The sequence below is a fragment of the Selenomonas sp. WCT3 genome, from assembly GCA_900100835.1.
GTDB classification, from domain to species: domain Bacteria; phylum Bacillota; class Negativicutes; order Selenomonadales; family Selenomonadaceae; genus Selenomonas_A; species Selenomonas_A ruminantium_E.
This window is the reverse complement of the sequence record FNCM01000009.1, coordinates 15,880-30,771: the sequence shown is the minus strand read 5'-3', so window position 1 is coordinate 30,771 and position 14,892 is coordinate 15,880. Positions and strand designations below refer to the sequence as shown.

Annotated in this window: 16 protein-coding genes; all 16 read right to left on the bottom strand. The window is 50.4% G+C overall.

Annotated features, from left to right (window positions below):
- Positions 1-100: 100 nt before the first annotated feature.
- Positions 101-961, bottom strand: coding sequence for a 16S rRNA (cytidine(1402)-2'-O)-methyltransferase (gene rsmI / locus BLQ36_RS09000; RefSeq protein WP_074515278.1), 861 nt, complete (start codon positions 959-961; stop codon positions 101-103).
- Complete coding sequence (locus BLQ36_RS08995) at positions 958-1,710, bottom strand: tRNA1(Val) (adenine(37)-N6)-methyltransferase (protein ID WP_074515277.1); 753 nt, start codon at positions 1,708-1,710, stop codon at positions 958-960. The genes rsmI and BLQ36_RS08995 overlap by 4 nt, the downstream gene beginning before the upstream one ends.
- Positions 1,707-2,876: a PSP1 domain-containing protein gene (locus BLQ36_RS08990; protein ID WP_074515276.1), complete on the bottom strand. Its 1,170-nt coding sequence runs from the start codon at positions 2,874-2,876 to the stop codon at positions 1,707-1,709. Before BLQ36_RS08990 ends, BLQ36_RS08995 begins: the two co-directional genes overlap by 4 nt.
- A gap of 19 nt (positions 2,877-2,895) precedes the next feature.
- The gene (holB, locus tag BLQ36_RS08985) at positions 2,896-3,894 is read right to left on the bottom strand and encodes a DNA polymerase III subunit delta' (protein ID WP_074515275.1); all 999 of its coding nucleotides are present in this window, start codon (positions 3,892-3,894) and stop codon (positions 2,896-2,898) included.
- Entirely contained in the window at positions 3,894-4,349 is a 456-nt protein-coding gene (locus BLQ36_RS08980) for a YaaR family protein (protein WP_074515274.1), read from the bottom strand. The genes holB and BLQ36_RS08980 overlap by 1 nt, the downstream gene beginning before the upstream one ends.
- 155 nt (positions 4,350-4,504) lie before the next feature.
- On the bottom strand, positions 4,505-4,843 hold the full coding sequence (locus tag BLQ36_RS08975; protein ID WP_074515273.1) for a hypothetical protein: 339 nt from the start codon (positions 4,841-4,843) through the stop codon (positions 4,505-4,507).
- 155 nt (positions 4,844-4,998) lie between these two features.
- Positions 4,999-5,802, bottom strand: coding sequence for an HAD family hydrolase (locus BLQ36_RS08970; RefSeq protein ID WP_074515272.1), 804 nt, complete (start codon positions 5,800-5,802; stop codon positions 4,999-5,001).
- Positions 5,803-5,900: 98 nt separating this feature from the next.
- Positions 5,901-6,779 (bottom strand): NAD(P)/FAD-dependent oxidoreductase, encoded by an 879-nt coding sequence (locus tag BLQ36_RS08965; protein WP_074515271.1) that lies wholly within the window; start codon positions 6,777-6,779, stop codon positions 5,901-5,903.
- A 124-nt stretch (positions 6,780-6,903) separates the two neighbouring features.
- Positions 6,904-7,770, bottom strand: coding sequence for a CoB--CoM heterodisulfide reductase iron-sulfur subunit B family protein (locus BLQ36_RS08960; protein WP_074515270.1), 867 nt, complete (start codon positions 7,768-7,770; stop codon positions 6,904-6,906).
- A 2-nt stretch (positions 7,771-7,772) separates the two neighbouring features.
- Entirely contained in the window at positions 7,773-8,729 is a 957-nt protein-coding gene (locus BLQ36_RS08955) for a succinate dehydrogenase/fumarate reductase iron-sulfur subunit (RefSeq protein ID WP_074515269.1), read from the bottom strand.
- 2 nt (positions 8,730-8,731) lie between these two features.
- On the bottom strand, positions 8,732-10,588 hold the full coding sequence (locus BLQ36_RS08950) for an FAD-binding protein (RefSeq protein ID WP_074515268.1): 1,857 nt from the start codon (positions 10,586-10,588) through the stop codon (positions 8,732-8,734).
- A gap of 191 nt (positions 10,589-10,779) precedes the next feature.
- The gene (locus tag BLQ36_RS08945; RefSeq protein ID WP_074515267.1) at positions 10,780-11,229 is read right to left on the bottom strand and encodes a hypothetical protein; all 450 of its coding nucleotides are present in this window, start codon (positions 11,227-11,229) and stop codon (positions 10,780-10,782) included.
- A complete protein-coding gene (locus tag BLQ36_RS08940) occupies positions 11,229-11,981 on the bottom strand; it encodes a nuclease-related domain-containing protein (protein ID WP_074515266.1) in 753 nt (250 codons plus the stop codon). The genes BLQ36_RS08945 and BLQ36_RS08940 overlap by 1 nt, the downstream gene beginning before the upstream one ends.
- A gap of 127 nt (positions 11,982-12,108) precedes the next feature.
- Complete coding sequence (locus BLQ36_RS08935) at positions 12,109-13,164, bottom strand: hypothetical protein (RefSeq protein ID WP_074515265.1); 1,056 nt, start codon at positions 13,162-13,164, stop codon at positions 12,109-12,111.
- 254 nt (positions 13,165-13,418) lie between these two features.
- Positions 13,419-14,324 carry a LysR family transcriptional regulator gene (locus BLQ36_RS08930; protein WP_081342296.1) on the bottom strand — a complete coding sequence of 302 codons (906 nt, stop codon included), beginning with the start codon at positions 14,322-14,324 and terminating at the stop codon, positions 13,419-13,421.
- A complete protein-coding gene (locus tag BLQ36_RS08925) occupies positions 14,321-14,881 on the bottom strand; it encodes an HDIG domain-containing metalloprotein (protein ID WP_074515264.1) in 561 nt (186 codons plus the stop codon). The genes BLQ36_RS08930 and BLQ36_RS08925 overlap by 4 nt, the downstream gene beginning before the upstream one ends.
- Positions 14,882-14,892: the final 11 nt, after the last annotated feature.

Genomic DNA, 14,892 nt, shown 5'->3' with positions numbered 1-14,892 from the left:
TCGGGTTTTCGTCTATCTTTTCTATTATAACGCCATTGCGGCCATTTTGCCAAAGGCAAAATTGTCCGGTCAGCTATCTGGGCAAAATCCCTGTTACCGCTTATTCGGCGTCCTCTGCCAGCAGCGCCTGATAAACATCCCGCCGGCTGAGGCCCAACTTCTTAGCCGTTTCCCGCATGGCCGACTTCTTATCCAAACCGTCAGCCATCAACTGCTGACAAAGGCGAACTGGGTCCTTGGGCAGTGTATCTTCTTCCACTGAGCACGACTCCTCGCTGGCACCTTCCACCAAAATGACATATTCACCCCGCGGGTCATTTTCCTGATAATAGGCCAACAACTCCTGCAGGCTGCCCCGGCGAAATTCCTCGAATTTCTTCGTAAGCTCACGGCCCAATACCGCCCGGCGGTTCCCCAAGCAACCCTCAAGCTGCTTGAGGGTTGCCTTCAAATGATGGGGGGCCTCATAAAAAATCAAGGTTCCCTCATAGCCCTTGACCCGTGCCAGGGTTTCCTGCTGTTTTTTCGCCGTCTTGGGCAAAAAGCCCACAAAGGTGAACAGCGTCGTATCAAGGCCTGAACAAATCAGTGCCGAAAGGCCGGCGTTGCACCCCGGCAGCGGTGACACACGGATGCCCGCCGCAATCGCCAATTCCGCTAAATGGCTGCCGGGGTCGCAAATCCCCGGCAGCCCTGCATCGCTGACACAGACCAGGTCATGGCCCTGCTGCAGGTATTCGATAAGTTCCGGCCCCTTGGTAAATTTATTGTGTTCGTGATAGCTGGTCAGCTTCGTATGAATGTCAAAATGCGTCAACAGCTGCCGGGTGTGTCGGGTATCCTCGGCCGCAATCAAGTCCACTTCCCCCAGCATCCGCACAGCGCGATAGGTCATATCTTCCAGATTGCCGATTGGGGTTGCACACAAATACAGCGTGCCCTTCTTCTCTTCCGTTGTCATTTGTTCCCTTCCTCCATGCCGTAAATCTGCAGGATTTCTGCGGTATAACTACCATCTTCCTGATGGACAATGAGGGGCGGCAGTACCTTGAGGCCCCCGGGGGCAGCCCCCACCACCGCTTCAATCAGCATCATATTGGGGGCCTTGCCAGCTTTGGGCTGAACCATCTGCAGCCGCTTGGGCTCCATCTGGTGTTCGTGAAGGCTCACAATGATTTCCCCCAACCGTTCTGGCAGATGGACCATGGCAAAGCGCCCCCCGAAACGCAGGGCAAAGCGGGCCGCCCGAACCACATCATCCAACGTCGCCGTAAACTCATGGCGGGCTCTAGCCACCCCTGACATTTGATTGACCTGGCCGTGGGCCACAGGCCGATAGGGGGGATTAGCCACCACCGCATCAAAAGACTCCGGGGCATAAAGCTCCCGGATTTGACGATAATCTCCAGCTTTTACAAAAATCTTGTCGTCCAGTTCATTCATCCAAACGTTGCGGGCCGCCACATCCGCCATGACTTCGTTTAGTTCAATGGCATCTACCCGAGCTACCTCATCGGCAATCAGCAGGGGAATCACCCCTGTCCCCGTGCCCAAATCCAAAACCCGCTGCCGGCTTTTCCACGATAAAAAGTGGGCGAGCAGCACCGCATCCAGAGAAAAGCAAAATTCCTGCGTATTCTGGATGATGTGCCGCCCGCTCCTCATCAAATCGTCAAGCCGTTCATTTTCTTTCAGGCTGACGTCTCTCATTCTTTGTTTTCTCTTCCTCCACCGTTATTGCCACCATTGCCCTTCTCACGGCTGCCCCGTGGACGGCGGTCGCGGCGCTGGCGATTGCCGCCTTCCCGGTTCTGTTTCTCATGCTCTCCCCGTGGACGGCGGCGATTATGGGAATTGCCACCGCGATGGTCTTTGTTTTCCCGGCCGTCACGGTTGTCCCGCCGGCCATCGTCCTTGCGTTTCTCCCGCGGACGGCGGTTGCGTTCACGGCGCGGACGCTCCTGCTGTTCCGGCTGCTTGCCGCTGTCTTCCGCTATCTCCGGTGCCGCGATGATTTCCTCACGGGGAACCTCGAAGCCCTCCATCATATCGCTGTCATCATCCTTCTCGATGACATCTTCCCAGGAAGCGACAATCGTGCGGCTGTTATCCAGCAGGATAGTCGCCGTGCGGCGCTGCTGGTTGAGGGAGATGACCTTGCCTTCCCCTTCCAAGGACACCACCCGGCTGCCCTGGGTCGGTGCCAGCACCTTCTTAGGCTTCTTGTGACAATTCTCGCAGTAACAGTCGTTTTCATATTTGAGGCAGCACATCAGGCGGCCGCAAATCCCCGAAATCTTGGTGGGATTCAGGGAGAGATTCTGCTCTTTGGCCATGCGGATGGAAACCGGCTCAAAGTCCCCCAGGAACGACGCACAGCAGAGGGGGCGGCCACAGCAGCCAATTCCGCCCATGAGTTTTGCCTCATCGCGAACGCCAATCTGGCGAAGTTCGATGCGGGTACGGAATACCGAGGCCAAGTCCTTGACCAGGTTGCGGAAGTCGATGCGGCCATCGGCCGTAAAGTAGAAGATAATCTTGTTCATGTCGAAGGTATACTCCACTTCGACCAGCTTCATGGGCAGTTTGTGTTCCTGAATCTTTTTCTCACAAATGCCAAAAGCATCTTTCTCCCGTTTCTTGTTATCCTCCAGACGCTGAAGGTCGGAAGCATTGGCTATCCGATGGACAATCTTCAACGGCTGCATGACTTCGCTGTCCTCTACCTCCCGAGGGCCAAGGACCGTCAGCCCGCACTCCATACCGCGGGCAGTCTCGACGATAACGCGCTGCCCGGCCTCAATCTCCAGATTGCCCGGGCCGAAATAATATATCTTTCCCGCTTTTTTAAAGCGGACTCCGATGATTTTCTGCAAAATTATCCTCCTACAACCTTTATGTCAAATCGCGTATACGCAATAAAAAACCTTCCATCTGCAACCGCAGGTTTACATTTGCCTGCAAACGGCGCTGCATTTCCCGAACCTCCCGCAGCATCGCGAATATCTTATGCTCCGGAAACTGCGGCAAAAGCTGAGCCAGCTTTACGCGGCAATCCTGATGGTACAAGAGCGGGCTCGCCCCATCCTCATAAAGCACCAGCATGTCGCGAAGCAGCATATTAAAATACAGGAACCACTCCACGAGTTTTTCCCGTTCCAAATCGCCTTTTTCCTTGGCCAGCTGCCAAAGTTTATCCATATCCATGTCATCCAGCTGGGACAGCACGGACAGGGCATCGTTGCGAAGGGCCAATCCGCCATTTTCGAAGAGGGTTACCGCCCGTCCAAGGCTCCCATCCGCCAAAGCGGAAAGCTCAGCTGCATCTTCTGCCGGAACGCCGCGCTCCTGCAGGGCAGCCGTCATCGCCTCCACCGGAAGCATGCCAAAGGCTACCGGCATACAGCGGGAAACAATGGTATCCAATAGGGAACTGCGGGCACTGGTGACCAAAATGAAGGTAACCTGTCCTTCCGGCTCCTCCAACGTCTTCAACAGACTGTTGGCAGCCGCCTCATTCATGCACTCCACCTCATCGATGAGCACCACCCGGCTCTTAGCCATAACCGGATAACGGGAAGCCACCGTCTGCATCTCGCGAATCTGTTCAATACGAATAACCTTGGCGGACTTACCCCGGACTTCCGGCAGCACCTCGTAATAATCAGGATGACTGGCAAGCCGCATCGACTGGCAGGATTCACAATGACCGCAGGGGCCATCTTCCTCCCCGCAGAGAATGGCTGCTGCCAGCATCCGCCCTAGCATTTTCTTGCCGATACCATCGGGACCAGTGAATAGCAGGGCATGGGGCAGACGGCCTTCCTGCAGCATGGTCCGCAGCTCACGCTTTTGCTTCTCATGCCCGATAATCTTATTCCAATTGAGTTCCATTACATGTAAAGGTCCACGAGCATCCCGCGGATGGCGTCATGACTGGCCACAATATCGAGCTGGCTGGCCTGGCCCAGGCGAATTTTCTCTGCCATCTCCTCCAGCCGTTTGTCAATTTTGCGAACGGTGGTATACACCTTCTGACGGCCCATGCGGTCCCAGCCGGCCTGCGTGTGAAGCTCATACATATGATTGACCGCCTCACCGACAAAGTTCTTGATGAGCGTGCGGTACGACTTCAGTTCATCATAGGTCGGCGTCTTGGAAAGCCGCGCCCCCTGTTCATCAATCTGCCGGAGCAGCTTGTCGAGCTGTTCCATTGTCACCGTTTCTTCCTGATTGGCAAGTTCCGTGCTAAAATCAGTGTCCATGTCGCGGACACGCTCATCCTCGCTACTGCGGCTCACGGAAATCGACGGCCCTTTTGTCGTCATATTATCTATTTTCATCGGCATTATGTATCACCTGCTTTTCGTTTCACGGAATAAGTTCTAAAGCGTATACTTGTCCATAGTTTCCTATTATTGATTATACCGTTTCATCTGGCAATATGCAATATAAAGAAAAGGCCGTCAGGCCTCTGCCTGACGGTCAAAACCGGCATTCCGGATTATTTGCTTTTATGCGGATTATGCGCCTCATATTCATCCTTGATGCCCTCGATGATTTTATCATGGCGTTCCTGCTCCTGACGCAGCTGGCGGTTGTACTCTTTCTCGCCAATCTGGCCATGGCGCTTCTGGTATTTGAGCGCGCGGACATTCTGCTTATGCGTCATATCTTCTTCGTTCATGCGATGGCTGTACTTATTGCTCGTTCCGTCTTCAAACGTCTGCTGAGCATGGTGACGATGTGCCTCTGAAACGCCCGACAGAGAAACTGTAGCAATGCCAAATCCCATCATGCCAGCCATTGCCAATGCCGTTACTTTCTTTTTATCAAACTTCATGTTCATGACTCCTTTACCTCAAAATTTTATCTTGGGTATTTCCCTTCTTCGTTTAAAGTATAGGAATCTTGAATTGGAGCTTCCTTAAATGAAAATGATGTTTTTCCTTATATTTTTCTTACAATACCATTAAGGATAATTCCGCATGACGGCTATCAGCACAGTCCCGCATCGAGCAGCTGCTGAATCTTGACCATAACACCAGCTTCGGCATTGCTCTTGGCCGTGAAACGGGCAACGTCCTTGATGGCCGGATACGCATTGGCCATGGCATAACTGTAATAAACCGACTCCAGCATCTCCTTGTCGTTCATATAGTCGCCAAATGCTGCACATTCTTCCGGCGCCAGGCCCAGACGTTCCTGAATCTTGCGTACGGCCATGCCTTTATTGGCTCCAAGGTTAGTAATATCCACCCAATAGGCACTTGCCAATACCACCTGCATTGAGCTTTCGTAATGCTTGAGCAGCGGAAAAATCTTCGTATCGGCATCCCCGTCAGCCGTGAAAAAAGAAATCTTGATGGGTTCATCGTCGACTTCTTCAAAGCAGTCGACCAATTCGATTTCGCTAAAATATTTCATGAGCTCATCCATGTATTTTTCCGGCTGCTTATCCTTGAGCAGATAGACCTTTTTCTTGCCGCAAAACACATTGTAGATGTCCGGCTTGTCGTTTACGCTGTTGACGATTTCCATTGCCCGATCCCGCTCGATGACATCCGAGAAAAGTTCCTCTCCATGCTGGCGGACCATCGTGCCATTGTCGCTGACAAAGAGGAACGTATCGGCATACTTAGGAAAGCTGTTCACCAGCGAGTAGTATTGACGGCCACTGGCTGGCGCAAACATAACCCCGCGGTCATGGAGTTTTTCCATCATGGCATCAAATTCCGCCGGTAATTGGCCCGCCTCATCCAGCAGCGTTCCATCCATATCGGACAAGATTAATTTAATCATTACATGTTCCTCATTTCCAGAATTACCCAAGATTCGTTATTTCATTCAAAAGCTAGTATTGATTTTACCATAAACATGCAAGGTTCGTCTAATGCCGGTTACACGTCTTTCTCCCGCAGGAAACGTAAAGCAGCCAGCCCCGCCTCAGCCCCCTGATAGACGGCTTTTGCCACCTGCCGTAAACCGCTGGTGCAATCACCAGCGGCAAATATTCCAGGGATATTGGTCGCCATATGTTCATCCACCTTAATGGCATTTCCTTCTAGCATGATCCCCATCTTTCGGGCTAGTTCAGTACTACCGGCAACCCCCACCGCTAAAAATACGCCATCGACAGGCAGGACGGAACCATCCTGAAAGCGCACCTGCTGCACCCGGCCGCTGCCTTCCACCGCGGAAAGCTTCGCCGTCTTGATGCCCACTGACTCCGGAAAGCTGCAGCCAGGTTCTTCCCCATTGGTCAGCAATGTAACCTGAGCCGCATGGGGAAGCAAAGCTGAAGCCTCATGGAGGGCATATTCGCCAGCACCGATAACAGCTACTTTCTTCTGGCGATAGAAAAAGGCATCGCAAATGGCACAATAGCTGACGCCTTTGCCCTCAAATTCGCGGATACCAGGAACTGGCAGGGTTTTATGAGCTGCCCCAGCAGCCAGGATGACGCTGTCCGCGTCGTATTTCTCTTGCTTGGTTTCCACCTGGAACCCATGGAAATCCTCCGCAAAAGTCACCGCCACCACATCATCTTCAAGAAACTCCACCCCAATGCGCTTAGCCCCCTGGATGCCACGCTGAAAAAGCTCAGCCCCGCTTACCGGTTCAGCCAAGCCATAGTAATTTTCAATCAAGTGTGCTTTGGTAAGACTACCGGTATCCTTGCCACTGGAAACCACCGTTACTTCAGCGCCTCCCCGGCGTGCATAAAGAGCTGCCGATACGCCGGCAGGCCCAGCTCCAATGATAACAACCTTTGCCATCCCCAATACCCCCTGCATTTTTTCTTCAGTATAACACAAAAGTGACAGACTCTTTGTGAGCCTGTCACCTTTGTGTTGTGATGTGTGTGTTTATCTAAATTTTAGGAAAGGGTACGCGTATTTATCAGCCCAGTTTAAGCTTATCCTGTGCAGAGACGTGGCGGTTGAAGCCAACTTCCTCTTTCGTCAGGCCCAGAGCCAGACCAACGAGCTGCTGCAGGTGCAGGATAGGAACCTGTGCCTGGGAGTGAACGGCCTCACGGCCTTCCGGCTCGTACATATCGAGCTGCATCTGGCAGAGCGGGCACGGCGTAACCAGTGCACCAGCGCCAGCGCGGTCAGCACTGTCAACAATCTGCCCCGTAGCCTTGAGCACATCATGCTCAGCAGCCAGCTGGGCATGGAAGCCGCAGCATTTGCGGTTAGCATCGAACCAAACCGGCTCTGCACCGAGCTTGCGAACGAGGCGTTCCATGTACTCCGGATGCTTGCCGTCACCATGGTCCATGACCTCCTGCGGACGCAGGATATGGCAGCCATAGTAAGCAGCAACTTTATAACCATTAAGCGGATTTACAATCTTGCCATCCAGCAGTTCCGGATGGTCGTCAAGAATCCAAAGGAAATGCGTAACCTGGCTCGTGCCTTTATACTCATAGGGATGACCAGACTCCTTGAGAATATTGTTGACCTTCTCACGAAGTTTCTCATCCTTGTCCAGACGAGCTTTAGCCGTACGAAGCTGCAGGGTGCAAGTATTGCAGACCGTCATGATATCGCAGCCCATATTCTCGGCAATGGAAATATTACGAGCATTAACGGCCAAGGCAGCCAAATCATCAACGCCCTGAGCGTGGGATGCACCACAGCAAGTCCAGTTTGGAATCTCTTCGATTTCAATCTCGAGCTTCTCGCAAACTTTTTTCAGGGACGTATAAGCTTCAGCAGCAGCGCCTTCGAGGACGCAGCCCGGGAATAATGCGTATTTCATAATCAATTCTCCTCCTTCGATGCTGCTTCTGCGTTCTTAACGATTTTGCGGATCGTATCGATTTCTTTGTTGACCGGATGGCTATCAAGCGGATTCATCTTGCCAACGCGCATGAGGCGCAGAGCCATCGGCGCACGCAGACCGGCGGCGAAGAAGCCCTCGGACTTAATGTTGAGCTTCGACTCATCCAGCGTACCAGACTCGCTGATATCATCATAGATAGCTTTTGCATGGCGGGCACCAACGTTGTCATCGAGGCCCATCTTGAAGGTAGCTTCTTTGAGTTTCTCGATAGCACCAGCCGGGTCGAGGCCTTTCGGGCATTTTGCCGTGCATTCCTGACAGTTGAAGCAACGCCAGAGACCAGCATCGACAACAGCCTTGAGGTGCTCTTTCGGATCCTTATCGCGGGAATCACGGGTGATTTTGGCAGCCTTGACAAAAACGAAGGGGTCAAGGAAGTCTTCCTGATTCAGTGCGTTCTTGTTGCACTCAGATACGCAGGAACCGCAGAGGATGCAGCCGGCGAGTTTCTTGTATTTATTGAAATCTTCCGGAGACTGCTTACAGCCTTCCTCAGCCGAGAATTCATCTTTTGGATGAACCGTCGGTTTGATTTTCTTGATGCGGGCATATTTCGGATCCCAATCCACAATGAGATCGCGGATAACGCGGAAATTGCCCAGCGGCTCAATGGTGAGCTCATCCGTATCATAGCGTTTCATGAGGTTCTCAACGAGGATCTCACAAGCGAGCTCGGCATTGCCATTTACGCGGACAGCACAAGCGCCGCAGATGGAAGAACGGCAGGAGCAGGTAAACGAAAGGGTCGGATCCTGATGCTCTTTGATCTGCGTCAGGGCCTCAAGTACCGTCATGCCAACCGTAACCGGGAGCGTGTAATCCTGCACCCATTTTTTATCTTCAACGAAGCGATGGATTCTAAGCTTTACGTCCATGATCAATACTTCCTTTCTTTCGGCTGATATTTCGTAATAACGACATCTTTATACTCGGCACGATATTCGCCCGTCTTCTGGTCTTTGAAGATAAGCGTATGCTTGAGGAAGTTCTTGTCGTCACGTTTCGGATAATCACGACGGGAATGACCACCGCGGCTCTCTTTACGAGCCAATGCGCCCTGTACGATAGCATGGGAAATCTGCAGCAGGTTGCCGAGCTCCACATACTGCTCAAAGGCCGTGTTGTAGACATGGGAGGAGTCACCGACATAGCAGTGTTTGTACTCTTCCTCGAGAGCCTTGAGCTCCTGGGTAGCCTGGTTCAGCTGGTCCTCCTGACGGTATACGCCAGCCTTGTACCACATCGTATTGACCATGGCATCACGAATCTCCGGTACGGTCTTGCCGCAGCCTTCCGGACGGTTCGTGACTTCTTCGAATTTATCTTTCCATTTCTGGCAATCCTGAGCAAGTTTGTCCTGGCTGCCAGCGTAATTATGCTCTTTTGCGTAAGCGGCTGCACCATCGCCAGCCGTATGACCAAAGACGAGTACCTCCGACAGGGAGTTTGCCCCCAGACGGTTGGCACCATGTACGGATACACAGCTGCACTCACCGGCAACATAGATGCCCGGTACGCGCGACTCACCCGTATGGAAGTCAGCCATCTCGAGACCGCCCATGGAATAATGGCAGGTCGGTGCAATAGGAACTGGCTCTTTCGTGATATCGACACCAGCAAAGCGTTTGGAAAGGTCAGCAACCTGACCCAGACGCTCGCGGATACGCTCAGCCGGAATAACCGTGAAATCCATGTAGACGCCGGCATGGATGCCTTCGCCAATACCACGGCCTTCCTCGATCTCCGTTGCAATAGCACGCGCTACAATATCACGCGTTGCCAGCTCCATCTTCTCCGGTGCATATTTCGCCATAAAACGCTCGCCATTCTTATTCTTGAGCTGTGCACCCTCGGCACGGCTGGACTCGGACAGCAGGACGCCGTTAGCCGAAAGGCCCGTCGGATGGAACTGTACCATCTCCGGATCTTTGAACGGGATACCAGCATTCATGCCAGCAACGATACCATCGCCCGTGGAGCTGTACGGATTAGACGTACGGATCCAATAGACACGGCCATAACCGCCCGTCGCAATGACAACAGCCTTAGCCGGAACACCGATGAGATTCCCCGAACGCATATCCATAGCGATAACGCCGTTGAGCTGGTCATTCTTCTCACCGCCCATGCTGATCTCAAGCATCTGGCACTCCGAGATGAAATCAATGCCCTTGTCCAGGCACTGCTCAAACAGCGTGTGAACCATTGCATGGCCAGCACGGTCCTCGAAGTAGGAAGCACGCGCATGAGAATGGCCGCCCATCTTGCGCTGATGGAAGTGTCCATCCTTCTGACGGTTATACGGATACCCCATATAATCCATCTCATAGATGTTGGCACCTGCACGCTCAGCGAAGTATTCAACCGCATCCTGGTCGCAGAGATAGTCGCCGCCCTTGATGGTATCGAACACATGGGACTCCACCGTATCTGCCGTGTCAGTAACGGCCGTGACACCATTCATGCCGCCCTGTGCCATCGTCGAAGCCGAACGCGTCGGTACGAGCTTCGTCATAACAGCAACCTTAAGATTCTTGTTCTCAGCTGCTGCCAGTGCTGCACGCATACCAGCGCCACCGCTGCCAATGATCAGGACATCATAGGTAACGTCTCCCTTTTTGACTTTTTCTGGAATATTGTTACCATTCCAGGTGAAGTAAGAACCTGCAGCCACAACGACACCGGCTGCTGCCGCGCCCTTTATGAAGGTACGACGTGAAATCTCCTTCGACATAGTATTCCCTCCTAAACACTTCCCAATACACAACAATTGCTCAAATTATTAACTAGAGTTATTTTACATAAAAAAAAGCTATCGAGGAAATACATGTTGCTTATATCGCCTATTCAAAAAACCAATACCCCAAAAAAAGGAGTACGATACGCTTCTTTTTGGGGTATTGGTTTTCAATCGCAATTAACTTTTTAGTATAAAGTGCTGGGATTATTAACGGTTTTCACAACACGCGTCATACTGACCCGCATATTGCCCGCCTCGTTTTCCTTTCTATGAAAAAACTGCCCTTTGTCTTCAAAAGTAAATGTCTCCGAATAGGATTTTCCATCCACATCAATATCCTTGAGACTCAGGGTAATTAAGTTGGTATTGTCTTTCGTTCTCTGCTCCAACACCTTAATCTTATCGGAGCTGGACAAATAACTGCCATCCTCTTGTATTACAGGTACTTCCAAAACTTCTTCGTATATTTTTTCCTTCTGGGAATCCTTCAGCTTATAAACTGTGATATACCAATTGAACTGGTGCGTCAGCATTTTCCCATCTCTTCCACTGATAAAACCACCAGCATCAACAGGTGTTGTTAAGGATACAGTCCATAAGCCAAATAGAACCATAATCATCAACTTTTTTAACATTACGCACGCCCCTTTTGTAATGCCTGCTTTTTATCCGTAAATTCATCCAGTGTCATCGCAGAGCCGCTCTGGCATTTCTCCAGACTGGTGATGATTTTCCCCATAAGATTTTCCGACAGCAGGCGACGTGGCTCAAAACAAAGAATATGTTTGGCCACGCTCTTCGCTTCCCAGAAGCATTTGTCGGGAACTCCGTCGAACCAATCCGTATCATCATTAGGAAATAACACTACTCCATCAATCCAGGCAGAACACCGTTCCAGCTTTAGATATTGTGACAGAATCGCGATGTTTCGTTTTAGCTGTCCGAGTGGATTCTTGATGGTTTTGGTATATCGGCCCCCCCTACGTCCCACCTTATGAAGGACCCATTTTCCATCGTTTACACCGCCCTCCAGCGTACCATTGAAGCTCTTTACCTCTACAAGAAATACACCATTCGGGCCCACGACCACCATATCGCTTTCCATTTTCTCATGAACGCTTACATTTACGAAAAGATGGTATTGGTCAGGCAGCTCTTTGGACAATGCGGATAACGCCTTATGCTCGCCCCATGAACCAGAGCATCTTCTGGAACACTGGCTAAACAAATATCCACTAAGTAAAAAAACTCCGATACCAATAACATGAAGGAAATCCATAGAAGAATAAACCATAAAGAAGCTAGTCACGAGACAAGCAACGCCTCCCAGCCCATAATTTATGGCCTGGCCAAATAACGGCGAACCTTTTTGGTGAACAACAGCCATTATCAACACCTCTTTCTAAGATTAGTAGTCACAAAAAATTATTTTTCCATATTCTGGGCACAATTTGTTTCGAAATCATAGGCGATGGCGCAGGCAAGCCACATCTTCCAAACAGAGTTGTTCTTATTTATCCACACAACACCCATGTTGGAATACCTGTTTTTTTCAAGGGGAGAATACCACTACGTACCTTGCTTTTTAAGGTATCTAAATTATCCTGAAGAGTAGCCTCATCGCCGTACAATTCCGTCAAAATACGGTATCCATTAGGAAGATTGCTGTCCTCACATACCAGAAGATAGTCTCCTTTGTAATTGATTTCATTCTTCAGGTGGTTTCGGATAATACGAATGTTGCCCATGGATAAGGCGTCCTTGCTCATGCAATATGCCATTTGTCCACCGAAATAAGCATTGGCGGGAGATTCATTTCCACGGCGTTCTTCGATAATCGGGTACAGAACATTGTCCTTTCCTCGATAAAGAACATCTGCGGCGCTTTTGATAACAACTCTGTTTTTTGTCTGAGCTTCGAAAGAGCAACGTATCTTCTTGGCAATCTCAGGATAGCAATTATTGTTGTTATGGGCCACTAACCCCCCCCATCCACCTTCAGGAAGATTGTCGGTGTATTTAATACTACCTTCTTCAGCCAAGACTTCATCTTGATATTCTTTACCACTTCTCAACATATGTCCATCAATGCAATGCGACGTTTCATGAGCAATCGTTTGCTCAATAGCCATATAATCATACTGATTATGAAAGGACAATAAATTCCTTGCCCTCAACCCTTCAAGTCCAATATAATAATGACCGCCCCCCGAAGCATATGCGTCTATCTGATTCTCAACCAAACCGACAGGGTGAACTTTCGTCTTATAGTCGTCCCTATCTGTAAAATTATTTGTCACAATTTGGATTCCATTTACATCACAAACACGTTTCTGGGCTTTTTGAATATAAGGTAATAACCCATATTCATCCTCTTCTGCGGATATTTCAGGCTTTTCCTTGCCAGTTTCTTGTTTGTTTAGTCTTCTTGACCAATGTTCTTGTTCAGACGCGGACATAACACCACTATTTCCGAACCATAAAAAGCCTGCTTCGGCAGGCTGAGAAAAAGCCAAATTCGTAACACAAGCAAGCGCACATACTGCGCCCATAATCATTTTCTTATTCATTTTTCACACATTCCTTCCTGGAAGGCTATTTTATTTCCCTATATAACACACTTTGCTTATATTAGCATTTCCCTTAATTCTTGTCCATCTGCCAATCGAATATCAAACAAATACTTGACCTACCGATTAGGACAAATACCAAAAATGGCCTTCAAAATACCTAGAAAAAAGCGAGGATAATCGTTGGAATACGATTATCCTCGCTTTTTTCTAGGGTACATGGAATGTTTTTCCACCTACGTTCCATCCTATTATTATCGTTTCAACAGGGAAATAAAAGTCTTGGCCGCCTGGGAAAGATGCTGTCCCCGGCCGTAGGCTGCCACCAGCTGACGTTCTTCCACATTTTCTTCCAATTCAAAGAAGAACGGGGATTCTTTCCAGTGCCAGCCGCGCACCAGCATATCCGTAACCAGGGTAATGCCCAGTCCTGCCATGCAAAGCTCGGCGGCATCGATGATGCTGTTGGCTTCAAAGACCACATCGGGTTCACACTGGGTTTCCTGGCAAAGTTGCCGATAGATATGAGCCATCCGCCGGCTTTCCTGCAATTTGATAAAGGGCTGTTTGTGCAGGCGGGCAAAGGAAATCGTCGGATAAGGCGTTACCTGGCGGCCACCAAACCGGGCTGCCAAAGGGTGGTCCATCGGCACCGCCAACAGAGTTCTTTCCCTCAACAGCGGTATCGAGGCAAAATTTTTATCGGGCAACGGATCATAGAGCAGTGCAAAATCCACAGCCCCCGCCAACACATCTTCCTTGAGCTCCCGCAAGCTGTGCTCACGGACCGTCAAACGAATCCCGGGATAATTCCGGTGAAAATCGATAAGTGGCTGGGTCAAATAACAAGAGGATCGCGTCCGGGAGCTGCCGATGCAGAGATTTCCCGTCCGAAGCTCCGAAAGATCCGCGGTGCCCTTGACCAATTCCTGCTTTAGCCGCTGAATCTGCCGTGCCTTTTCCACGTAAATCTCCCCGGCAGGCGTAAGCTGCAAAGGCGTCTGGCTCCGATCAAAAAGGGCCTCGCCCAATTCCCCTTCTATTTTCTTTATGCACTGTGACAGCGATGGCTGCGAAACATAAAGGTGTTTGGCAGCGGCAGAAAATGTCCCATCCTCTGCCACCTGCAATACGCTTCGCCATTCATGTTCATCGATCAAAAGCCTAACTCCTCCTTGTGTGCCTGCATGCCGTCGATGCAGCATTGCATCACCGCTGACGGTTCCATACCAAGCATATCCATTCCTTTTTTGATGGTATCCCGGCTGCATTTAGCGGCAAATTTCTTGTCCTTGAATTTTTTCTTGAAGGATTTCAATTCCATCCCATCCATTTTTTCCGGGCGCATGAGTGCATAGGCCTGGACAATTCCCGTGAGCTCATCCACCGTATAGAGGCTCTTTTCCATATCCGTCACGGGCTCTTTCTCATCGGTGGTAATGCCCCATCCATGGGAAATAATCGCCTGGATTACTTCTTCGTCCACGCCTTCCGGTGCCAGCAATTCACGCACATGATGGCAGTGTTCATCGGGGAATTCTTCATAATCCACATCGTGGAGATACCCAATTGCTTCCCAATATTCTTTATCGGCACCAAAATGATCGGCCATTGCCCCCATGGCTGCACTGACAGCTGCCGCATGGGTGAAAAGATGGGCCTCCGTCGTATGTTTGGCCAGTATTTCTTTTGCCTTGGCTAAGGTTAACTCACTCATTGTACAACCTC